The 20,650-nt window shown below is 74.6% G+C and carries 18 protein-coding genes and 1 riboswitch; of the genes, 7 read left to right on the top strand and 11 right to left on the bottom strand.

All coding sequences use genetic code 11. The annotated features are described in order from the left end of the window. Nucleotides 1-143 precede the first annotated feature (143 nt). From WA762_RS01485 to WA762_RS01475, 3 genes are all read right to left on the bottom strand, one after another. Nucleotides 144-821 (bottom strand): SCO2322 family protein, encoded by a 678-nt coding sequence (locus WA762_RS01485; RefSeq protein WP_335932087.1) that lies wholly within the window; start codon nt 819-821, stop codon nt 144-146. After that, entirely contained in the window at nt 818-2,101 is a 1,284-nt protein-coding gene (locus WA762_RS01480; RefSeq protein WP_335932084.1) for a prenyltransferase/squalene oxidase repeat-containing protein, read from the bottom strand. Before WA762_RS01480 ends, WA762_RS01485 begins: the two co-directional genes overlap by 4 nt. Before the next feature lie 130 nt (nt 2,102-2,231). After that, nucleotides 2,232-2,304, bottom strand: a riboswitch (cobalamin riboswitch). A 280-nt stretch (nt 2,305-2,584) separates the two neighbouring features. Beyond that, nucleotides 2,585-3,625, bottom strand: a complete 1,041-nt coding sequence (locus WA762_RS01475) for an MBL fold metallo-hydrolase (protein WP_335932082.1) — start codon at nt 3,623-3,625, stop codon at nt 2,585-2,587. Nucleotides 3,626-3,883: 258 nt separating this feature from the next. Here WA762_RS01475 and WA762_RS01470 point away from each other — a divergent pair, with 258 nt between their 5' ends. The 4 genes from WA762_RS01470 to WA762_RS01455 all read left to right on the top strand — a co-directional run bounded on the left by WA762_RS01470 (nt 3,884) and on the right by WA762_RS01455 (nt 7,495). Continuing rightward, complete coding sequence (locus WA762_RS01470) at nt 3,884-4,570, top strand: hypothetical protein (protein ID WP_335932080.1); 687 nt, start codon at nt 3,884-3,886, stop codon at nt 4,568-4,570. Nucleotides 4,571-4,779: 209 nt separating this feature from the next. Continuing rightward, nucleotides 4,780-6,261, top strand: a complete 1,482-nt coding sequence (locus WA762_RS01465; RefSeq protein WP_335932079.1) for an aldehyde dehydrogenase — start codon at nt 4,780-4,782, stop codon at nt 6,259-6,261. After that, nucleotides 6,261-6,494: a ferredoxin gene (locus tag WA762_RS01460; RefSeq protein ID WP_335932077.1), complete on the top strand. Its 234-nt coding sequence runs from the start codon at nt 6,261-6,263 to the stop codon at nt 6,492-6,494. Before WA762_RS01465 ends, WA762_RS01460 begins: the two co-directional genes overlap by 1 nt. Before the next feature lie 365 nt (nt 6,495-6,859). Then, nucleotides 6,860-7,495, top strand: a complete 636-nt coding sequence (locus WA762_RS01455; RefSeq protein ID WP_335932075.1) for a hypothetical protein — start codon at nt 6,860-6,862, stop codon at nt 7,493-7,495. A 108-nt stretch (nt 7,496-7,603) separates the two neighbouring features. Here the strand turns inward: WA762_RS01455 and WA762_RS01450 are convergent, their stop codons facing one another. Then, a complete protein-coding gene (locus tag WA762_RS01450; RefSeq protein WP_335932073.1) occupies nt 7,604-9,097 on the bottom strand; it encodes an extracellular catalytic domain type 1 short-chain-length polyhydroxyalkanoate depolymerase in 1,494 nt (497 codons plus the stop codon). Nucleotides 9,098-9,516: 419 nt separating this feature from the next. Here WA762_RS01450 and WA762_RS01445 point away from each other — a divergent pair, with 419 nt between their 5' ends. Further along, entirely contained in the window at nt 9,517-10,371 is an 855-nt protein-coding gene (locus tag WA762_RS01445; RefSeq protein ID WP_335932072.1) for a 3-hydroxybutyrate dehydrogenase, read from the top strand. A gap of 28 nt (nt 10,372-10,399) precedes the next feature. Next, entirely contained in the window at nt 10,400-12,454 is a 2,055-nt protein-coding gene (locus WA762_RS01440) for a helix-turn-helix domain-containing protein (protein ID WP_335932069.1), read from the top strand. 79 nt (nt 12,455-12,533) lie between these two features. Here the strand turns inward: WA762_RS01440 and WA762_RS01435 are convergent, their stop codons facing one another. The 7 genes from WA762_RS01435 to WA762_RS01405 all read right to left on the bottom strand — a co-directional run bounded on the left by WA762_RS01435 (nt 12,534) and on the right by WA762_RS01405 (nt 19,075). Further along, nucleotides 12,534-13,421, bottom strand: coding sequence for an alpha/beta hydrolase (locus WA762_RS01435; protein WP_335932067.1), 888 nt, complete (start codon nt 13,419-13,421; stop codon nt 12,534-12,536). Next, nucleotides 13,418-14,575, bottom strand: a complete 1,158-nt coding sequence (locus WA762_RS01430) for a branched-chain amino acid ABC transporter permease (RefSeq protein ID WP_335932065.1) — start codon at nt 14,573-14,575, stop codon at nt 13,418-13,420. Before WA762_RS01430 ends, WA762_RS01435 begins: the two co-directional genes overlap by 4 nt. After that, entirely contained in the window at nt 14,572-15,459 is an 888-nt protein-coding gene (locus WA762_RS01425) for a branched-chain amino acid ABC transporter permease (protein WP_335932063.1), read from the bottom strand. Before WA762_RS01425 ends, WA762_RS01430 begins: the two co-directional genes overlap by 4 nt. Next, a complete protein-coding gene (locus WA762_RS01420) occupies nt 15,459-16,247 on the bottom strand; it encodes an ABC transporter ATP-binding protein (RefSeq protein WP_335932061.1) in 789 nt (262 codons plus the stop codon). Before WA762_RS01420 ends, WA762_RS01425 begins: the two co-directional genes overlap by 1 nt. Further along, nucleotides 16,244-17,047, bottom strand: coding sequence for an ABC transporter ATP-binding protein (locus tag WA762_RS01415; RefSeq protein ID WP_335932059.1), 804 nt, complete (start codon nt 17,045-17,047; stop codon nt 16,244-16,246). The genes WA762_RS01420 and WA762_RS01415 overlap by 4 nt, the downstream gene beginning before the upstream one ends. A gap of 3 nt (nt 17,048-17,050) precedes the next feature. Then, nucleotides 17,051-18,298: a substrate-binding domain-containing protein gene (locus tag WA762_RS01410; protein ID WP_335932057.1), complete on the bottom strand. Its 1,248-nt coding sequence runs from the start codon at nt 18,296-18,298 to the stop codon at nt 17,051-17,053. Nucleotides 18,299-18,457: 159 nt separating this feature from the next. After that, nucleotides 18,458-19,075 (bottom strand): TetR family transcriptional regulator, encoded by a 618-nt coding sequence (locus tag WA762_RS01405; RefSeq protein ID WP_335932055.1) that lies wholly within the window; start codon nt 19,073-19,075, stop codon nt 18,458-18,460. A gap of 240 nt (nt 19,076-19,315) precedes the next feature. Here WA762_RS01405 and WA762_RS01400 point away from each other — a divergent pair, with 240 nt between their 5' ends. Next, complete coding sequence (locus tag WA762_RS01400) at nt 19,316-20,650, top strand: glycosyltransferase family 4 protein (RefSeq protein ID WP_335932053.1); 1,335 nt, start codon at nt 19,316-19,318, stop codon at nt 20,648-20,650.

Genomic DNA, 20,650 nt, shown 5'->3' with positions numbered 1-20,650 from the left:
GACGGCGCCGGCGGTCGAGGGACCATCGGGGGCCGGGCGGCCGTGGGAGGGGCCGCCGTCCGCCGGGCCGCCGTGGGAGGGGCCGCCGGGCGTCCGGCCGTCGACGGCGCGGCCGCCCGCCCGCCGGCTCTCGGGCGACGCGGTCATCCTCGGCGGCGGGCCCGCACGGCCGCGGCGACGCCGAGGACCAGGACGGCGCCGGCCCCGATGAACATCCCGGCGGACGGGACGCCGCCGGCGGAACCGCCGGAGGCCGCGGCCGACGCCGGGGCCGAGGGATCGGCGGAACCGGAGGCCGCGGGCCGCTCGCCGCCCGACACCTGCTCGCCGCAGCCCGTGGCCGGGTAGCCGGAGACGGCGCAGAGCAGCGCGCTGCTGTTGTACCGCAGCGGCTTGGCCACCGAGGCGAGGGCCTCGGCGGCGCTGGCGTCGGGGGCGACCCGGGCGCACGCCGTCCGGGACGCCGGCGGGGTCTGCCCGGCCGGGGCGTCCGCCGCCGTGCCCGGGTCGATGACGAGCGCGATCCGCTTGCGCCCCTGCTCGGCCGGGGTGTCCGCGCAGATCTCCGCGAAGTCGGGGGCCCGACGCGGCCGGGCCGCGTCCTGGGAGTCCTCGCTCACCGCGAACCGGAAGCCCTGCACCGAGCCGTCGTCCGGCCGGACCACCGCCGGGCCCTGCGTGGCGTACGCCCAGCCGCCGCCGGAGCCCTCCCAGAACGACCAGTAGCGGTAGCCGGCCGCCTGGGCCGGTCCCGCGCCCAGCACGGCCAGGACCGCGCCCAGGACCACCAGCAGCGCCGCGGCCCTTCCGCCGCGCCTCACAGCTGCTGGTTCTTCCGGCGGCCGCTGATCAGGAAGCCGACGCCCGCGCCGACCACGAGACCGATCCCGACGAACCACCACACCCCGCCGATCACGTCGTCGCCGCTGTGCACCCGGTCCTTCTCGGTGGCCTCGTACCCGGTGTCGCCGGACGGGTCCGGGGTGGTGACGGCGGCGGGCTTCGGACCGGTCGCGTTCAGCTTGTCGACCAGGTTCACGCCGCCGAAGTCCCGGGCGTCGGCGCCGGTCGCGTGCGCGGCCAGGACCAGCTGCGCGTACGCGGCGGGGCCGCCCTGCTCGGCCCAGGGGCCGGCGTTCTTCTTCAGCCAGGCCACGGCGCCGGCCGCCTCGTCCTGATGGCCGGAGGCGGACAGCGCGACGACCGCGTCCGCGGTGTTGCCGAAGTCGGGCTGCGGGGCGGAGTCCTCCGCGCCGGGCATCGGGGGCAGGTCCAGGTGACCGTCGGCGGCGAGGGCGCCGGCGAGGAAGTGGGCGCCGTTCTGCGCGGCCTGCTCGGGGGTGAGGGCGCTCCCCGGCGCCGCGGCGGGGCAGCTGGTCTTCTTGGCCGCCTTGTTGTTGCCGGTGGCCAGGGCCTTGCCCATGGCGCCGAGCACGGCGGCGGCGGTGGCGTCCGCGTTGGCCGCGAGCTTCCCCGCCTTGTCGGGCTGGTAGGCGAAGGCGCCGCCGTCCTTCTCGCCGCACGGTATCGCGAGCGCGAGCAGCGGGTCGTAGGGGGACTTGCCGCCGGGGGTGACGACGTCCGCGAGCCGCTGCCCCTGCCGGGCGAGGGCGCCGATCACCAGCGAGGTGGAGTTGGCGTCGCTGGGCGCGCCCGCCGCGTAGCCCCAGCCGCCGTCCTCGTTCTGCACGGACTTCAGCCAGCGGACCGCGTCGTCCACGGTCTCCCGGTGCCCGTCGATCTCGACCAGGGCCTGCACGGCGATCGCGGTGGCGTTGGTGTCCAGCACCGTCTTCTCGTCGCACGGCGTGGAGACGTCGGGCCGGTACGCGGCGTACGCGCCGTCGGCGCACTGCTGGTCGATCAGCCAGTCCACCGCCTTCGGGGCGGGCGTCACCCCCTCGACCCGCTGGGCGAGGAAGGCCAGCGACTGCCGCCAGACGCCGTCGTAGGTGGGGTCCGCGGTGCCGTACAGCCCGGCGGGCGGCGCCACGGAGGGCGTGGGCGACGGGGACGGCGCCGCGACCGCGCCCGGCGCGGCCGCGCAGAGCACGGCGGCCGTGGTGGCGGCGAGCATTGCCGCGCTGCGGCGTACGGTCATGGCGGGCGGTGCCTCTCCTGCGCGGGAACCGGGCACAGGCACGCTCACGCACCAGGCTCCGGCTCCGTATACCTCGACGGTGCCGACCACCGGGGGCCCCGGTGGTGCGAGCCGGTCACGACCGCGTACAGGGCATTCCGACTCACCGTCCCCGGGACGGCTCACGGCTGCGTGGTCAGTGCCGGATTCGCACCGGCTTCCCCCTGTACGGGCATGATGACGACCCGCCCACTCTACCGGGCGGCCCGGAAGGGGCCGGGGGCGGGCGCTCCCGGGCGGGCGTTCCGGGCCCGACGCCGTTGCCGGGCGGAGCCGGGCGCGCCGCCCGCGCCCGTCCCGCGACGCGCGCCCCTCGCGCGGCGAGGCCCGCCGCCGGGGTCCGTGCCGCGACGCGCGCCCCGCGCACCGTGAGGCCCGCCCCGGCACCGCGAGGCCCGCCCCGGGGGGTCCGTGCCGCGACGCGCGCCCCGCGAGGCCCGCCCCTCACACCGCGATGTACGTCACGGGGTCGCTCCCCGCCACCGCCTCCGCGCGGCCCAGCTTCACCAGCCGCCGCAGATGCGCCTCGGCCTCCGAGACGGCGATGTTGCGCGAGCCGTGCGGGATCTGCTCCCAGGGCCGGTTCCACTCCATCCGCTCGGCCAGTTCCCACGGGGTCAGCGGCGTGGTCAGCAGCCCGAGCAGCCCGGTCAGCCGCTCCTCGTGGTGGAGGAGGAGCTCCCGTACCCGTCCGGCCGCGTCCGGGAACGCGTACTGATGGGCGGGCAGCACCTCCGCCACCCCGAGCCGCCCGATGCGCTCCAGCGAGTCCAGGTAGTCCCCGAGGGGGTCGGTGACGGTGGCGTCGTCCGGGTCCTCGTACAGCCCGATGTGCGGGCTGATCCCCGGCAGCAGGTGGTCCCCGGAGAACAGCCGTCCCCGGCCGGGCAGCTCGGCCGGATGCCGTTCCTCCAGGTGGAGGCAGACGTGACCGGGGGTGTGTCCCGGCGTCCAGACCGCCCGCAGCCGTCGCCCCGCCAGGTCCAGCAGCTCCCCGGGCACGATCTCCCGGTCCGGGAGCGCGGCCCGCGCCCCGGGCAGCGTGCTCATGCGTCCCCGTTCCGCCGCCGCGGCCCGCAACGGCGTGAGATGCGCCTCGGGCGCCCCGACCGCGGTGAGCTTGCCCACCAGATACGTCAGCCAGGTGCCGGGTTCCGACTCGCGGGTGCGGCGCACGATCTCGGCGTCCGCCGCGTGCATGGCGATCCAGGCCCCGGACGCCTCGCGCACCTGCCCGGAGAGACCGTGGTGATCGGGGTGGTGGTGGGTGACGACGATGCCGTGGACGCCGGACACGTCCACGCCGACGGCGGTCAGCCCGGCGGTGAGCGTGTCCCACGCCTCCGGATCGTCCCAGCCGGTGTCGATCAGGACCGGCCCGCGATCGGTGTCGACGACATGCACCAAGGTGTGGCCGAGCGGGTTGTCCGGGATGGGCACCTCGATGCTGTGCACACCGCCGCCGTGGTCGGTCACCTGTGTCATGGGCTCTCCCTCGTCATGGGCCCTCCCTCGCCCCGCTGCCCGGCCGCCTCGCCGGACGTACCGCCGCGCGGGCGGGATGCGCGCTGCCCACTGTAACGAGAACTTGTTGCAGTAGTAGCCCCGGTCGACCATCTCCCGGCGGCAGTTGACGGAACGTCATGATCTTCCGGGAGGCCGCTCCGGCGGTGGGGCCCGTTGCGGCCGGCCGCGACGATATACGTGAGGTTCGCCCTCGTCGCCACAGTGAGCAGGAGCGGAATGCCTCCCGTACGGAATGAAGAAGCGACCGACGCCGCCGAGCTTCGCGCCCGGCTGCGGCATGTGTACTGGATCGGCGGCGGGAGCTGTGCCGGCAAGTCGACGATCAGCCGTCGCATCGCCGATCGCCGCGGTTGGCGTCTCTACGCGACCGACGACGTGATGCGGGATCACGCGGGACGGACCACGCCCCGGGAGGCGCCTCTCCTCCACGAGTTCATGGCCATGGACATGGACGACCGATGGGTGAACCGGTCGCCCGAGACCATGCTGGAGACGTTCCACTGGTTCCGGGGCGAGGGCTTCGGCCTGATCGTCGAGGACCTCCTCCGCATGCCGCGGGAGCCGTGCGTCCTCGTGGAGGGCTTCCGGCTGCTGCCGCGTCTGGTGAAGCCTCTGCTCACCGTTCCCGAGCAGGCCGTCTGGCTCCTTCCCACTCCCGAATTCCGCCGGGCCGCCCTCCGGAACCGGGAGGGGCCCGGGAAGGGCTTCGTGTGGCGTACCGGCGATCCGGCGCGGGCCGCTCGTAACCTCGCGGAACGGGACGGCATGTTCACGGAACGGCTGGAGGAGGAGACCGGGCGTCTCGGACTGCGGGCCATCCGGGTCGACGCCGCCCTGACCGAAGACGCCCTCGTCGAGCGGGTGACCGCGACGCTGGGACTCCGACACGGACCGGCAGGATGAGCCCGGACCCGCCCCGTGGCGGGGCGAGTCCGGGCCCGCGTCATGGGCGGACCACTCGATCGAGCCGGACGGACGCCGGGGTCTGCCGACGCGCGGCCCGGGAGTGCGGCGTGTGAGTCCCGTGGACTCCTGGAACTGGAACTGGTATCAGTTTTGACGGACCATCAGAATCGCTCGTCAATAGCGCCGGTTCGCGGGAGGCAGCAGCCATGACCGAGCTTGTCGAACACGGAAAACTGTTCATCGGCGGGGAGTTGGTCGATCCGCTGGGCCGGGAGGTCATCGAGGTCGTATCGCCCCACACCGAGCAGGTCATCGGCCGGGTGCCGCACGCCTGCGAGGCGGACGTGGACCGGGCCGTCGCCGTCGCGCGGCGGGCGTTCGACGAGGGGCCCTGGTCCCGGGCCGGTCTCGACGAGCGGATCGCGGTGGTGACGCGGATCAAGGACGCGTTCGCCGTCCGGTACGAGGAGTTCGCCCGGGTCATCAGCTCGGAGAACGGCACCCCGTACACGTCCAGCGTGATGGTGCAGGCGCTCTCCGCGATGATGGTGTGGGACGCGGCGATCGCCGTCGCCCGGGACTTCCCGTACGAGGAACGGCGGGACGGGGCGCTGGGGCCGCTGCTGGTGCGCCGGGAACCGGTCGGCGTGGTCGCGGCCGTGGTGCCGTGGAACGTCCCGCAGTTCACCGCCGCCGCCAAGCTCGCGCCCGCGCTGCTGGCCGGCTGCTCCGCCATTTTGAAGGTGTCGCCCGAATCCCCGCTGGACGCCTACCTGTTGGCCGAGATCGCCGCCGAGGCCGGGCTTCCGGAAGGGGTGTTGTCAATCCTCCCCGCCGATCGCGAGGTCAGCGAGTACCTGGTCGGACACCCCGGCGTCGACAAGGTGTCGTTCACCGGTTCGGTGGCCGCCGGACGCCGGGTGATGGAGGTCGCCTCGCGCAACCTCACCCGGGTCACACTGGAGCTCGGCGGCAAGTCCGCCGCCGTGATCCTCCCGGACGCCGACCTGGACACGGCCGTCGCCGGGATCGTGCCGTTCGCCTGGATGATCAACGGGCAGGCGTGCGTGGCCCAGACCCGCATCCTCGCCCCGCGTTCCCGCTACGACGAGACGGCGGAGGCGTTCGCCGCCGCGGCGGCCGCGCTGAAGATCGGCGACCCGCTCGACCCCGCCACCGAGCTCGGCCCCCTGGTCGCCGAACGCCAGCGGCGGCGTTCGCTCGACTACATCCGGATCGGCCAGGACGAGGGCGCCAAGATCCTGACCGGCGGCGGCCGCCCGGCCTCGCAGGAACGGGGCTGGTACGTCGAGCCGACGCTCTTCGGGGACGTCGACAACTCCATGCGCATCGCCCGCGAGGAGATCTTCGGCCCGGTCATCTGCCTGATCCCGTACGGCGACGAGGACGAGGCGGTGCGCATCGCCAACGACTCCGACTACGGCCTCAGCGGAAGCGTGTGGACCGCCGACACCGCACACGGCATCGACGTCGCCCGCCAGGTCAGGACGGGTACGTACAGCGTCAACACCTTCAGCCTCGACATGCTCGGCCCGTTCGGCGGGTACAAGAACTCCGGCCTGGGGCGGGAGTTCGGGCCCGAGGGGTACGGCGAGTACTTCGAGCACAAGATGATCCACCTGCCGGCCGGCTACCAGGCCGACGCAGGCGCAGAGGGAGGCGCGTGATGGGGGACCGCTGGGCCGTGGAGGTCGACCGGGGGCTCTGCATCGGCTCCGGGATGTGCGTGAACCACGCCCCGGACGGGTTCGCGCTGGACACCGCTCGGCAGTCCCGGCCCGCCGCCCCGGAGACCGACGCCGACGAACGGGTCCTCGCGGCGGCCGAGGGATGCCCGGTCGAGGCCATCCTGATCACGCTCGCCGACTCGGGGGAAGTGGTGTTCCCGCCGGAGGAGTAGGGGGCGCTTCCGTGCCCCGAGGGGAGCGGAGGGCCGTTCCCCTTCGTTTTCGGCTCGGGCGCGCCGAATTCGTCTCTCACGTCGGTGGCCCGTACCGGGCCGGCGGTGTGACGACGCGCGGCCCTGGCCTGCCGACAACCTCCCGGGACAGAATGCCTACAGAGCACCTGGCGTCCGGGGAGGCCGAGCGGCAGGATGGTGGGCGCAGGAACTGGGCCGAGGCAGGGCGACGGTCAGGGACCGGGGGATTCATGCAGGAGCCGCGGCAGGCACGGCAGTTCGGATATGAGGTATCGCCTCGGGCGGCCATCGCGACACCGGGAGGGCGCGACTACGCGCACGTTCTCCGGAACCGATCCGTCGAGTTGCGGCGGGGAACGCTGTGGTTCAAGTCCGTGCTGCTCGCCGCGGTCGCTGCTGGGGGTGCGGTGTTGTACCTGGGCTGGGGCACGCTTCCTGATTTCGTCCTGGCGGCCGTCGCCGGCCCGCTTCTCGTGGCGGCGGTTCTCCTGGTGGCCGTGCTGGTGGACTCGGGTTCGGAGAAGTCCAACGTCGAGGTGTGGGTCCGGGAACAGGCCGAGGCGCTGGAGGAACACCCTTGGCAGGTGTGGCCGTGCCGGTTGGAGGAAGCCACCGAGGGGGAGGCCGACGTCGCGCGGCCTGCGATCGCGCTGCTCGATTCGGCGGGCAGGCGCGCGATCAACGGTCCGAGATTCACCCGTGTTCTTCTGCTGGCGCCCGACGGTTCGGTGGCCCGCAGCTATGTCGCCTACCTCCCCGGCGAGGTGTGGCACGGCATGGTCGACGGGATGGGAGCTGTGTGGGTCTGCGGTGACCTGCGATTCAGGGTCGTGCTGGCCACCCCCGGCGCGGACGTGTGCTGGCTGGGCGCTCCGATACCCGAGCCTCCTCGACAGCGCGCGACGCAGAACGACGTCGGAGTCATCGCGGACATCGCCCGCGAAGCCGGACGGGCGGCGGTGTCGTATTGGCTGGGGTGAGGCGGCCATGCGAACGGCGCCGCACCGCACGGAGCGGCGCCGTTCGGCTGAATGGGCGGCCGTCGTACGGGATGCCCATGGCCGTCTCCCGGAGGAGAACGCGGCCGGTCAGGGCGTGCAGCCCGTGTCCGCGAGCGCGAAGTGGCCCTTCGGCGACTCCCGCAGGGTGTGCGTGATGAAGATGTTGTACAGGCCCATGTACTGGTTCGAGCCGTTGGCGTAGACGAGGCCGAGCGCGGTGTGCGCCCTTCCGGCCGCCACGTGCGCGTAGTTGCTCGCCGTGAAGCACCGGCCGGGGGCGGAACCGGTCGTGGTCGCCGTGATCTGCGCGGAGGCCGTGCCGGGGTTGCCCGAGGCGTCGACCGCGGTCACCGTGTAGCGGTAGGCGGTGCCGGCGGTGAGGCTCGTGTCCGTGTACGCCGTAGCGGCGGTGGAGGCGGCCTTCGCGCCGTCGCGGTGGACGGTGTACGAGGCCGCACCCTCGACCGCGTCCCAGGCGAGCGACACGCCGTCCGCGGTGACGCCGGAGACCCGCAGGCCGGAGGGGGCGGGGAGGTGGTCGCCGCCGTTCCCGGGCGCGCCCTGGTCGAGGCCCCAGAAGACGCCCGTGTGGTACGTGGAGCAGATGGCGTTCAGGAAGTAGGCGCCGGTCGAGCCGCACTGCTCGGCGCCCGTGCCGGGGTTCACCGCCAGGCCGTGGCCCATGCCGGAGACCGAGTACGTCTGGACGGCAGGCCGCCCGGAGGCGTCGTCGTACGTGCTGCGCGTGGTGTTGCCGGGGAGGGCGTCCGTCGAGGACGGGGTCTGGCCGATGCCCCAGACGTCGGTCCACTGGTCGCGCAGGGCCGTGGCGTTGGCCGGGCTGACCGTGTAGTCCGCCGAGCCCTGCCAGATCGCCACCCGGGGCCAGGGGCCCGAGTAGCCCGGGTGGGCGGCGCGGACCTTGTCGCCCCACTGCGCGGGCGTCAGCTTCACCGTGCCCGTCTGACAGGAGGACGCGCCCGCCTGGCTCGTCGCGCACTGGGCGGGGAGGCCCGAGGCCACCGAGCCGCCCGCGAACACGTCCGGGTACGCCGCCAGCAGGTCGGCCGCCATGCCGCCGCCCGCGGACAGGCCGGTCACGTACACCCGGTCCGCGTCGGAGCCGTACCGCTGCTTCGCGTACTCCACCATCTGCGCGATCGACGCGGCCTCGCCCCTGTCCCGGCCGCTGTCGGCCGGATCGAACCAGTTGAAGCAGGACAGCATGTTGTTGGCCGCCGTGGTCTGCGGGAAGACCACGGCGAAGCCCCACAGGTCGGCGTACTTCGGCCAGCCGGAGCCGGCGTAGTACGCGTCGGCGGTCTGCGCGCAGCCGTGCAGGGCCACCACCAGGGGCGCGTTCGCGGGCAGGCCGTCCGGGACGTACGCGAACATCTGGAGGTTGCCGGGGTTGGCGCCGAAACCGGTGACCTGTTGCAGGCCGCCGGCGGCCGTGGTCGTCGTGGGGGCGGCGGCCGCGGTGCCCGGCGCGGCCATGGTGCTCAGGGCGGCGGCGACGAGGGCGAGCGCGGCGGTGGAGGCGACGCGTCGGAGCAGGCGTCGCAGGGTCGATGGGCGCACGGATGCCTCCTGTGCTCGGCGGGCCGGGGTCACCCGGCCGTCGGGTGGGTGTTCGGCGGGCGTTGTGCGTGTGCTGGGCGGTCGTTCGGCGAGCCGGGTGCGGGGCGGACGCTATGAGCCGGTGTCCGCGCCGCCCATGGGACCGGCGGACACTCCCGGGACCCCGCTGTGTGCGTGGGCGCTCTTGCGCGCGTCGACGTCGAGTGCACTTCGATGCGCAGACCCCGGAGGGCCGAAGGGAGAATGACCCCGTCCGGCCCGCGCCCGGCTCCGGTCGCCCCCGGCCCGCGCCGGACCCGGGTCCGCCCGGACCGGCCCGCGCCGATCCCGCCTCATGTGCGCGACCACCATGCCGCCGCCCGGCGGTGTGTGCGTCGGCCCCGTGTGACACGGGCTCCGGTCTCCCTACGGTGACGGCCATGGAGACTCCTCAGAGCCCGGACCGCGGGCCCGCCCGGCCCGTCGCCGCGCATGCCGTCCCGCCCGCCGCCCCGCCGTCCGCCGACGCGGACACGCCCTCGTCGGCGGACCGGCCGCTCGCCGGGCGCACCGCCCTGGTGACCGGCGCCGCGAGCGGGATCGGGCGGGCCTGCGCGCAGGCCCTGGCCGCCGCGGGCGCCCACGTCCATGTGGTGGACCGGGCGGCCGACGCCGCCGCGGAGGTGGCCGGGGCGATCGGCGGGACGGTGTGGGTGACCGACCTCTCCGCCCCGGAGGAGGTGGACGCGCTGCCCGCCGACGCGGACATCGTGGTCAACAACGCCGGGCTCCAGCACGTCGCCCCGGTGCACGCGTTCCCGCCGGACCGGTTCGCGCTGATCCAGCGCGTCATGGTGGAGGCGCCGTTCCGCATCTTGCGCCGGACCCTGCCGGGCATGTACGAACGCGGCTGGGGGCGCGTGGTCAACATCTCGTCCGTGCACGGCCTGCGGGCCAGCCCCTACAAGTCGGCCTATGTGACGGCCAAGCACGCACTGGAGGGGCTCAGCAAGGTGGTGGCGCTCGAAGCGGCGGAGCACGGGGTGACGAGCAACTGCGTCAACCCCGGCTACGTGCGCACCCCGCTGGTCGAGGACCAGATCGCGGACCAGGCGCGCACCCACGGCATCTCGGAGGAGGACGTGGTGGGCCGGGTCATGCTGCGGCGCAGCGCGATCAAGCGGCTGATCGAACCCGACGAGGTCGCCGAGGCCGTGCTGTGGCTCTGCGGACCGCGCACCGGGCACATCACCGGCACATCGCTCTCCATGGACGGCGGCTGGACCGCCGGCTGACCCCCGCCCCCGATGAATTCCGGCCGCCATGTCTGATCCGTCCCCATCCGCCGACCCCGCTGGCCCCACCGACCCCGCCACCCTCGTCGATCGCGGTGTCGCCGGCCCCGCCGCAGCTCCTTCCTCCGCCGCGCCCCATCTGCGGCGCCTCCTCGACCTGCTGGCCGACGACGCGCCCGCCGAGGCGCTGGGCGCCGTCTCCTCGCGGGCGCGGGCCGCCGGGGTGCCGGCCGGTGATCTGGCGGAGGTGGAACGGGCCACCGCCACCGCCCTGCGGATCAGGGGCGCCCTGCGCCAGCACCGGCGCCGGGAACTCCAGCTCACCGCGCTCTTCGACACCGCGGGCGACCTGGCCGCCTCCCGCGAACTGGACGACGTGCTGAAGGCGATCGTCCGCCGGGCGAGGATGCTGCTGGGCACGGACACCGCGTATCTCACGCTCCCCGACGAGGAGGCCGGGGACACCTATATGCGGGTGACGGACGGTTCGGTCTCGGTGCTCTTCCAGCGGCTGCGGCTGGAACTGGGCGAGGGGCTCGGCGGGCTGGTCGCGCAGACGGCCAGCCCGTACGCCACCCCCGACTACCGCACCGACGACCGCTTCCGGCACACCCGCAACATCAACGCCGGGGTGCTGGACGAGGGGCTCGTCGCCATCCTGGGCGTCCCGCTGCTCCTGGGCTCCAGCCGCGGCGGCACGGGCAAGGTCATCGGCGTGCTGTTCGCCGCCGACCGCGCGCCCCGGGTGTTCAGCCCCGACGAGGTCGCCCTGCTCTGCTCGCTGGCCGCGCACGCCGCGATCGCCATCGACACCGCCCGCGCGCTCGCCGACACCCGCTCCGCCCTCGACGGACTGGCCGCCGCGAACGCGGAGCTGGCCGAGGCCAACGCCGCCGTACGCGCCCACTCGGCGGCCATGCGGCGGGCCGAGGAGTCCCACGACCGGCTGACGGACCTGGTGCTGCGGGGCAGGGACGTCAAGGACGTCGCCGCCGCCGTCGCGGCCCTGCTGGGCTCGCCGCTCACCATCCACGACCCGGGCGGCCGCCCCCTCGCGGCCGTCCGCCCCGACGGCGCGGACTTCGCCGCCGACAGCATGGACGCCGGGTGGCTGGCCGAGACCGCGGAGGAGTCCCGCACGGGGGCCCGTGCCGTGCACCGCGACGGCCGGTGGATCTGCGCGGTCCTCGCCGGACGGGAACTCATGGCCGGCCTGGTGCTGCACCGGCGCGCCCCGCTCGACGACTCGGACCGACGGCTGTTCGAACGCGCCTCGGTCGTCACCGGGCTGCTCCTGCTGCTGCGGCGCACGGTGGCCGAGACCGAGAACCGGGTGCGGGGCGAGCTGATCACCGACCTGCTGACCGACGGGGACCGCGACCCGGCCGGGCTCGTCGAACGCGGCCGGCGGCTCGGCGTCGACCTCGACCGCCCGCATCTGCTGCTGCTCGCCGACGGCGGGGCGCGGGGGCGGCTGGCGCCGGCCGCGGTGCGCTACCTCTTCGGCGGCGACAGCCACGGGGTGAGCGCCGAACACCACGGGCAGGTGGTCCTGCTGATCGGCGCCGACGGGCCCGGGGCGGACGCCGGTGACGCGGCGCGGGCGGCCTCGGCCCAGCTCGGGCAGCTGGTCCAGGCCCCCGTCACGGTGGCCGCCGCCGGGCCCGCCCGCGGCGTCCGGGAACTGGTCTCCGCGTACGGCGAGGCCGCGCGCTGCCAGCGCGCCCTGCGGGTCCTGGGGCGTACGGGACAGGGCGCGTGCGTCGAGGAACTCGGTTTCCTGGGCGTGGTGCTGGGCAACGGGCAGAACGTCGACGGCTTCGTGACGGCGACCCTGGGCCCGCTGCTGGAGTACGACGCGCGGCGCGGCACCCATCTGGTGCGGACCCTCCGGGCCTACTTCGGATCCGGGGGCAGTCTCGTCCGCGCCAAGGACGAACTCCACGTCCACGTCAACACGGTGGTGCAGCGGCTGGACCGGGTGCAGGCGCTGCTGGGCCACGACTGGAACGAGCCCGCGCGGGCGCTGGAACTCCAACTCGCCCTCAGACTCCACGAGCTGGCGGGCGCCGGGGAGCGGTGACCCCTCCCCGGGGAACGCGGCGCGGGCGGGTCCGGCCGGTGGCGTGCGCAGCCCCGGCCGGACCCGCCCGCGCCCCGCGTCAGCGGGCGGCGCACAGCTCCAGCAGATGCCGTACGACCTCCCGGGCGCCCTTCTCGCCGGTCAGCACCGTGTAGTGGTTGACGTCGGGCGCCTGGACCGGCGTCACCCCCGTGCCGGCGAGATCCGCCGCGGCCAGCCGGCTCTCGTCGTACAGACCCTGGTCCTCGTTCATCAGGCCGCGCCGCGCCCACAGCAGCGTCGCCGGGGCGGGCAGCCGCCGGACCGCCGTCAGCACCTCCTCGTCGAACAGGCCGATGCCGTCGGTGCGGATCGCCTCGATCCGGCAGGTGGAGCGCAGCTCCGGTTCCTCGCCGGTCAGATCGCGCTGGATGTACGCGTCGACCTCGTCCGACCAGTCCTCCGCGAACGCCGGGTGCGCCTGCCAGAACGCGCGGTACGCGGCCCGGTCCGGGAACGTCATCGACAGCCGGTCCATGGCCGGGCCGATCACCGCGGTCATCAGCTCGTCCGGGGACAGATGCGTGGGCGCGGGGAAGCCGATCCCGCCGTCGACCAGCAGCAGCGGCCCGAACCGGTCCGGGTGCCGCACGGCGGCCAGCGCCGTCACGAACGCGCCCATCGAATGCCCCGCCAGCACCACCCGGTCCAGGCCCAGCGCCTCGGTGAGGGCCGCGACGTCGTCGGCGTGCGCGGCGATGCCGTACGGGCCCGGCAGCGCGGCGCTCCCGGCCCGGCCGCGCAGGTCCGGGGCGATCAAAGTGACCCGGCCGTCCAGCAGTCCGGCCACCGGGGCCCAGGTGAGGGCGTTGGACGTGATGCCGTGCAGGGCGACCACGACCGGGGCGTCCGGCTCGCGGGCCGGCCAGCGGAGCACCGCCGCCTCGCCCCCGGCCACGGGAACCCGTATCTCCTCGTACGGCGTCACGGTTGCGCGTTCTCCTTCCGGGAGTGTGTCGGGGACGGGGCGCCGGCTCCGCGCCGGCGCGCGGCGGCCAACCGGGCGGGCAGCCGGGCCAGGCCGCCCGGCAGCAGGTGTACCACGGCGACGAACAGCACACCGAGCAGGAACAGCGGCTGCGACAGCGGCACCCGCAGCACCGCGGGCAGGTCCGCGACCGCGCCCGACCCGGCCAGATCGCCGAGCCGGTGATCGGCCCAGGTGTACAGAACGCCCCCGGCCAGCGGGCCCCAGCGGGTGCCGGAACCGCCGAGCACCACCATCACCAGCAGGGAGAGGGTGAAGTCGGAGGTGGTCGTCCGCGGGGTCGAGCCGCCGGTGAGCAGCAGGTGCACCAGGCCGCCCAGCGCGGCCAGGGCCCCGGCCAGGACGAACGCCGTCAGCTTGAACCCGTACGGCCTCAGCCCCAGCACCTCCACCCGGCGCTCGTTCTCCCTGATGCCCTCCCAGACCCGCCCGGTGGGGGAGCGGACCGCCCAGTGGACGACGGCCAGGGTGAGGACGAGATAGCCCAGCGCCACCCAGTACAGGTTCGCGGTGTGGTCGATGCCGACCAGCCAGGACGGCAGCAGTTCCGCCGGGGCGGCCCGCCCCTCCTCGCCGCCGGTGAGACCGCCGGGGTCGCGGGAGACCAGGATCGAGCCGGCCTGGGCGAACGCCAGCGTCACCATCGAGAAGCCGATGCCGGTGACCCGCAGGCTCACCGAGCCCAGGACCAGCGCGAGCACGGTCCCGGCGCAGAGGCCCAGCGCCGCGGACACCGCGAACGGCAGACCCGCCTCCAGCAGGAACAGGTTGGTGGCGTAGCTGCCCGCGGCGAAGTACAGCGCGTGCCCGAAGGAGAGCAGCCCGGTGCGGCCCAGCAACAGGTCGTAGCCGGTCGCCAGGGCCCCGAACAACAGGCAGGTGGCCAGGAGCTGGAGGCTTCCCGGGCTGCCGACCGGGCCGTCCAGCAGGCCCGGCAGCGGCAGCGCGCTGAACGGTGCGACGAGCAGCGCGAGCAGTGCGGCGGCGGGCCACCAGCGGCGCAGCAGCCGGACCGCGGACCCGGCGGTGGGTCCCGCGGGGCGGCCGTGCGGCCGGCCGGCGGCGCGGTCGGGTGTCTCGGTGACGGCGCTCATGCGAGCCTCCCGGTCAGTCCGCGCGGCCGGACGAGCAGCAGCGCGGCGAGCAGGACGACGACGGCCAGGTCGCCGAGGCCCGCTGCGGTGTAGTAGTTGGCGAACTGCTGGACCAGGCCGATGACCACGGACGCCACCGCGGCGCCGGTCACCGAGCCCATGCCGCCGGCGACCACCACGACGAACGCGAAGATCAGCAGCGAGGTCCCCTGGTGGGGGTCGACCGAGCCGAAGTACAGGCCGCCGAGCGCCCCGCCGAGCGCGGCGGCGCTGCCGCCGATCGCGAAGACGAGGGTGAACGCCCGGCGCACGTCGATGCCGAGCGCGGTCACCATCGCCCGGTCCTCGACCCCGGCCCGTACCACCAGGCCGTGCCGGGTGCGGCCGAGGAACAGCCGCAGCGCCACCAGCACCACGACCGCCGCCGCGACCAGCACCAGCCGGTTGACCGGCACCTGGGCGCCGAGCAGCCCGAAGGTGCCCGACAGCGCCTTCGGCCCCGGGAAGGTCCGGGCGTCCGAGCCCCAGATCCCCGACAGCAGCGCGGGGACGGCGAGCCCCACGCCGACCGTCGCGAGCACCTGCTCGCGGGGCCGGGTGTACAGCGGGCGGACGACCGCGAGTTCCAGCAGCACGGCGGCCGCGGTGCCCACCGCCGTGCCGAACAGCACCGCCAGGACGAAGCCCGCCCCGCCGGGCCCGGCGCCGGGCAGGTTCCCGGACGCCGCCCACCAGGTGCCGTACGCGCCGACGGAGAGCAGCGCCCCGTGCGCGAAGTTGAGCACGTCCATCAGGCCGAAGATCAGCGAGAGGCCCGACGCGACGAGGAAGTAGAGCGCCCCCAGACCGAGCCCGGTCATGGTGAGCAGAACGACGGTGGACATCAGGAATCCGCCTCCGCGTCAGGTGAGTTCACGGGCATGGCAGGCGCATCCGCCCCGGCGGGGGCGGCAGTCGCCGCCGGGCCGTGTCCCACGCCCAGCAGGCGCCGTGCCGCCTCCGCGTCGGCGAGCAGCTCGGCGGCCGGGCCCTGATGGGCCGTCCGGCCGTCGGCGAGCACCGCGCAGTGCCCGGCCAGGCGCCGCACCACGGCGAGGTTCTGCTCCACCAGGAGCACCGGCACCGCCTCGGCGGCCCGCTCCAGCACCTGGGCCACCTCCGTCACCACCCTGGGCGCCAGGCCCTTGGTGGGTTCGTCGGCGATGATCAGCCGGTTGCCGTTCAGCAGCGTGCGCCCGATCGCCACCATCTGCTGCTGACCGCCGGACAGCGTCCCCGCCAACTGCCGCTCCCGTTCCTTCAGTTCGGGGAAGAGCTCATGGACGAGCGGGTACGCGGGCTCGCCCGCGCCGCGCCGCTCGGCCAGCCTCAGGTTCTCCGCCACGGTCAGCCCGGCGAAGATCCCCCGGTCCTCCGGGGCGTAGCCGACGCCCAGCCGCACCACGGCGTGGGTGGGCATCGCCACGGTCTCCGCCCCGTCCAGCCGCACACTGCCGGTGCGCGGGACGAGACCGAGGACACCGCGCACGGTGGTGGTCTTCCCGGCCCCGTTGCGGCCCAGGAGCGCGGTCACCCCGTGCCGGGCGACGTCCAGGTCCACGCCGTGCAGGATGTGCCGGCCGCCGATCAGGACCCGCAGGTCCCGTACGGCGAGCAGCGGTCCGGTCGTCACAGCCCCTCCCCGAGGTAGGCCCGCTGCACGGTCGGGTCGGCGGTGACCGCCGCGGGGCTGTCCAGCGCCAGCAGCCGGCCGTGGTGCATCACGGCGAGCCGGTCGGCCAGACCCAGCAGGACGTCCATGTGGTGCTCGACCATCAGGACGGTGCGGCCCTCGTCCCGGTGCAGGGTGCGGATGAGTTCGGTGAGCGCGGGGACCTCCTCCGCGCTCACCCCGGCCATCGGCTCGTCCAGCAGCATCAGCCGCGGCTCGCCGACCAGCAGCACCGCCAGCTCCAGCTTCCGCTTCTCGCCGTGCGACAGTTCGGACGCCGGCGTTTCCGCCCGGTGGCCGAGACCGGTGCGCTCCAGCACGCCGGTCACCTCCGCGGCGTACGGGGAGGCGCGCCGCCACAGCCGGTACGAGCCGCCGCGGGCCGCCTGCGCGGCCAGCCGGACGTGGTCGGCGACGGACATCCCGGGCCAGAGGCTCGACGTCTGGAAGGTGCGGCCGATGCCGCGCCTGGCCCGCTCGTGCGCGGGACGGCCCGTCATGTCCGCGCCGTCCAGCTCGATGGTGCCCGCGGTGGCCGGGGCCACCCCGCTGATCAGGTTGAACAGGGAGGTCTTGCCCGCCCCGTTGGGGCCGATGAAGGCCAGGAACTCGCCCTCGCGGACGTCCAGCGAGACGTCCTCGACGATCGTCGCCCCGCCGACGCGCCGGCCGAGACCGGAGAGCCGGAGCACCGGGGCGGGGGCCGGGGCGCCGCCCGGGGCATCGCCCGGGCGGGGCGCGGTGGTGTGCGGTACGGGCATCGGTCAGCCCGCCGAGGGCTTCGCGGGCGGCGCGACGGTGTCCATCGGCTCGGTGGTCACCAGCCGCGGCTTCGCCCCGGCGCCCTTGCCGTCGAGCTTCGCGACGAACATCGGCTGGAGCAGGGCGTGGTCCCCGGCCCGGACGCGCACCCGGCCCTTCACCCCGTCGAAGGTCCAGTCCTCCAGGCCCTTCACCATGGCGGCGGTGTCGTCGGCCCCGCCCTTCTCGACGGCCCGCACCACCATCTGCGCGGCGGTGAACCCGTCGGGGGTGAACAGGTCCGGGGTCCCGCCCGCCTTGCCGACCGCGTCGAGCATGGCCTTCTCCACGGCGTTGCCGCCGCCCGCCCCGGGGAAGTAGTGCGCCAGGAACGACACCTTGGCGCCGGCGTCCCCGAACACCGGGTACGAGGCGGTCCCGGCCAGGCCCGTCACGACCTTGCTCGCCGCCGGCACGCCCTGCTGGTCCAGCGCGGTCCACAGCGCCGGCGCGGTGGCGCCCGCCCAGGCGACGAAGACCAGGTCGGGCGCGCCCGCCTTGACCTGCCGGGCGAACGGGGTCAGGTCGGTGGCGCTGGGCGGGGCCAGCACGGACCCCACCTTCGCGCCCCGGCCGCCCAGGACCGCCTTCACCGCCGCGACGTTGGCCTGCCCGAAGGTGGAGTCCTGGGCCAGCACCGTGACCTTCTTGCCCCCGGCCCCGCCGAGCATCGCCCCGGCGGTCAGGATGTCCTGGTAGGACTGCCGGCCCGAACGGAAGGTGTACGCGTTGATCCCGGTCACCGCGTCGGTGGCGGCCGGCCCGCTGATGTAGAGCACCTTGTTCTGGGCGGCGAGCGGCGCCATCTGGAGGGCCACCCCGGAGTCGGTGGTGCCGGCCAGCACCTTGTAGCCCTTGCCGATCAGGTTCTTGGCCGCGGAGACCGCCTTGCCGGGGTCGCCCGCGTCGTCCTGCTCGGTGACCTCGATCCGGTGCCCGGCGACCTTCCCGGTGCCCTTGGTCGCGTAGTCCAGGCCCGCCATGAACCCGTCGCGGTACTGCTTCCCGTAGTCGGCGAGCAGCCCGGTGCGGGAGTACACCAGGCCGACCTTCACGCTCCGGTCCTTCGCGTCGCCGGACGCGGAACCGTCCTCGCCCGCCTTCCCGGCGGCGGTGCACCCGGCCAGCAGCAGGGCGGCCGAGGCCAGCGCGGTGACGGCGGACAGGGATCTGGGACGGCGGCGGACGGTGCCCGTGGATGTGCGACGCATGATGACCGGCTCCTAGGCGAGTTCATGGGATGTCGCCGAACCGTATGAACACCGCGCCGCCGTCGACATGGTGCCGGACGCCCCTCCTGACGCGGGGGACATGTGGCGGCCGCACATGGGCGCCGGGCCGCGCCCGCGCCCGGGCGTCGCCGGGCGCCGTCAGGCCGCGGGCCCGGGCTCCGGCGCGGTCAGGTCGATCAGCCGGCACACCGTCTCGATGTCGATCTTCACCTGGGCGATCGACGCCCGCCCCGACAGCCAGGTGATCAGCGCCGAGTGCCAGGTGTGCTCGATGACCCGGACCGCCGAGAGCTGCTCCGGCGTCGGGTCCTCCAGCCCCATCGCGTCCAGGACGATCGCCGTGGTGATCCGCGAGACCGTGTCCACCTCCGGGCTGACGCTGCGGTCCGCGAAGGTCAGCGCCCGCACCATCGCGTCCGCCAGGTGCGGTTCGCGCTGGAGCGCCCGGAACGCCCGCATCAGGGTGTCCGCGACCCGCTGCGCCGGACGGTCCCCGGACGGCGGCCGCTTGTGCAGGGTCGTGTGCATCTGCTGGAGCTGGTCCTGCATGGTGGCGACCAGCAGATGGATCTTGGACGGGAAGTAGCGGTACAGCGTGCCGAGGGCGACCTCCGCGGCCTCCGCGACCTCGCGCATCTGCACCGCCTCGAAACCGCCCCGGACCGCGAGCCGGGCGCTGGCGTGCAGAATGCGGCGGCGGCGGGCCTCCTGGCGCTCGGTCAGGGGCGGCGACGCCGGTCTGGCTTCCGCGGTCATGTGTCCCCCATCCATGGCTTTCGTCCGCGACCGGAAGGACCGGAAGAAGGCCGCTCGGCCTCCCGGCGGCGCACAGCATGCCAGGGCGTCGGTCGTGGCGCGAATCACCCGGTCCGGCCGTTGCACCGACGCTACCTGCCGGTAGATTCGTAGCTCATTGAACGATCCAGTCTGAAACTTGTTCTAGATTAGCGCGAGCGGTTACGCTCCGGCGAAACGCAGTTGAGAAGGGGGCCGAGTGTGACCGCCGAGGCCATAGAGACCGGCCCCCGCGCGAGCGGCGACACGTCGGGCGCCGCCGACGACCGCCCGCTGCGCATCGCACTCCTCACCTACAAGGGCAACCCCTTCTGCGGCGGCCAGGGCGTCTACGTGCGCCACCTCAGCCGCGAACTCGCCCGCCTCGGCCACAGCGTCGAGGTGATCGGCGCCCAGCCGTACCCCGTGCTCGACGAGGGCGTGCCGCTCACCGAACTGCCCAGCCTGGACCTCTACCGCCAGCCCGACCCGTTCCGCACCCCGAAGCGCGACGAGTACCGGGACTGGATCGACGCCGCCGAGGTCGCCACCATGTGGACCGGCGGCTTCCCGGAGCCGCTCACCTTCAGCCTGCGCGCCCGGCGTCATCTCGCCGCCCGGCGCGGCGAGTTCGACGTCATCCACGACAACCAGACCCTCGGCTACGGGCTGTTGGCGGACCTCGGCGCTCCGCTCGTCACGACGATCCATCACCCCATCACCGTCGACCGGCAGTTGGAGCTGGACGCCGCCGAGAACCGCCGCCGCCGCGCCTCGGTCCGCCGCTGGTACGGCTTCACCCGGATGCAGGGGCGGGTCGCGCGCCGGCTGCCCTCGGTGCTCACCGTCTCCGGCTCCTCCAAGCAGGAGATAACCGACCACCTCGGGGTGCGCGAGGACCGCATCCACGTGGTGCACATCGGCGCGGACACCGACCTCTGGTCGCCCGACCCGTCCGTCCCGGAGGTCCCCGGCCGGATCGTCACCACCTCCAGCGCCGACGTCCCGCTCAAGGGGCTCGTCCACCTCGTCGAGGCGCTCGCCAAGCTCCGCACCGGCAACGCGGCGGCGCATCTCGTGGTTGTCGGCAAGCGGGCCGAGGACGGACCGGTCGCGCAGGCCATCGAACGGCACGGGCTCCAGGACGCCGTCGAGTTCGTCAAGGGCGTCAGCGACGCCGAGCTCGTCGACCTCGTGCGCGGCGCCCAGGTGGCCTGCGTCCCCTCGCTGTACGAGGGCTTCTCGCTGCCCGCCGCCGAGGCCATGGCGACCGGCACGCCGCTCGTCGCCACCACCGGCGGCGCGATCCCCGAGGTCGCCGGACCCGACGGCGAGACCTGCCTGGCCGTGCCGCCCGCCGACGCCGGGGCGCTGGCCGACGCGCTCGCCCGGCTTCTCGACGACCCGGAGCTGCGGGCCCGGCTCGGCGCCGCGGGCCGTGCCCGGGTGCTGTCCCGGTTCACCTGGAAGCAGGCCGCCCTCGGCACCGCCGCCCGCTACCGCGAGGCGATCGCCGCGGCCCGTTCCGGGACCGCCCGTCCCGGCGGCCGCCGGTGA

The sequence above is a fragment of the Streptomyces tyrfis genome (genome assembly GCF_037034285.1).
GTDB lineage: Bacteria > Actinomycetota > Actinomycetes > Streptomycetales > Streptomycetaceae > Streptomyces.
Note: the sequence above shows the minus strand (reverse complement) of the source record. Positions and strands in the feature narration are given on the sequence as shown.

Excerpts from the sequence above, each read along its gene's own strand:
- WA762_RS01480 (WP_335932084.1), bottom strand. The coding sequence starts at position 2,101 with ATGACCGTACGCCGCAGCGCGGCAATGCTCGCCGCCACCACGGCCGCC.
- WA762_RS01475 (WP_335932082.1), bottom strand. The coding sequence starts at position 3,625 with ATGACACAGGTGACCGACCACGGCGGCGGTGTGCACAGCATCGAGGTG.
- WA762_RS01470 (WP_335932080.1), top strand. The coding sequence starts at position 3,884 with ATGCCTCCCGTACGGAATGAAGAAGCGACCGACGCCGCCGAGCTTCGC.
- WA762_RS01465 (WP_335932079.1), top strand. The coding sequence starts at position 4,780 with ATGACCGAGCTTGTCGAACACGGAAAACTGTTCATCGGCGGGGAGTTG.
- WA762_RS01460 (WP_335932077.1), top strand. The coding sequence starts at position 6,261 with ATGGGGGACCGCTGGGCCGTGGAGGTCGACCGGGGGCTCTGCATCGGC.
- WA762_RS01445 (WP_335932072.1), top strand. The coding sequence starts at position 9,517 with ATGGAGACTCCTCAGAGCCCGGACCGCGGGCCCGCCCGGCCCGTCGCC.
- WA762_RS01440 (WP_335932069.1), top strand. The coding sequence starts at position 10,400 with ATGTCTGATCCGTCCCCATCCGCCGACCCCGCTGGCCCCACCGACCCC.
- WA762_RS01430 (WP_335932065.1), bottom strand. The coding sequence starts at position 14,575 with ATGAGCGCCGTCACCGAGACACCCGACCGCGCCGCCGGCCGGCCGCAC.
- WA762_RS01425 (WP_335932063.1), bottom strand. The coding sequence starts at position 15,459 with ATGTCCACCGTCGTTCTGCTCACCATGACCGGGCTCGGTCTGGGGGCG.
- WA762_RS01415 (WP_335932059.1), bottom strand. The coding sequence starts at position 17,047 with ATGCCCGTACCGCACACCACCGCGCCCCGCCCGGGCGATGCCCCGGGC.
- WA762_RS01410 (WP_335932057.1), bottom strand. The coding sequence starts at position 18,298 with ATGCGTCGCACATCCACGGGCACCGTCCGCCGCCGTCCCAGATCCCTG.
- WA762_RS01405 (WP_335932055.1), bottom strand. The coding sequence starts at position 19,075 with ATGACCGCGGAAGCCAGACCGGCGTCGCCGCCCCTGACCGAGCGCCAG.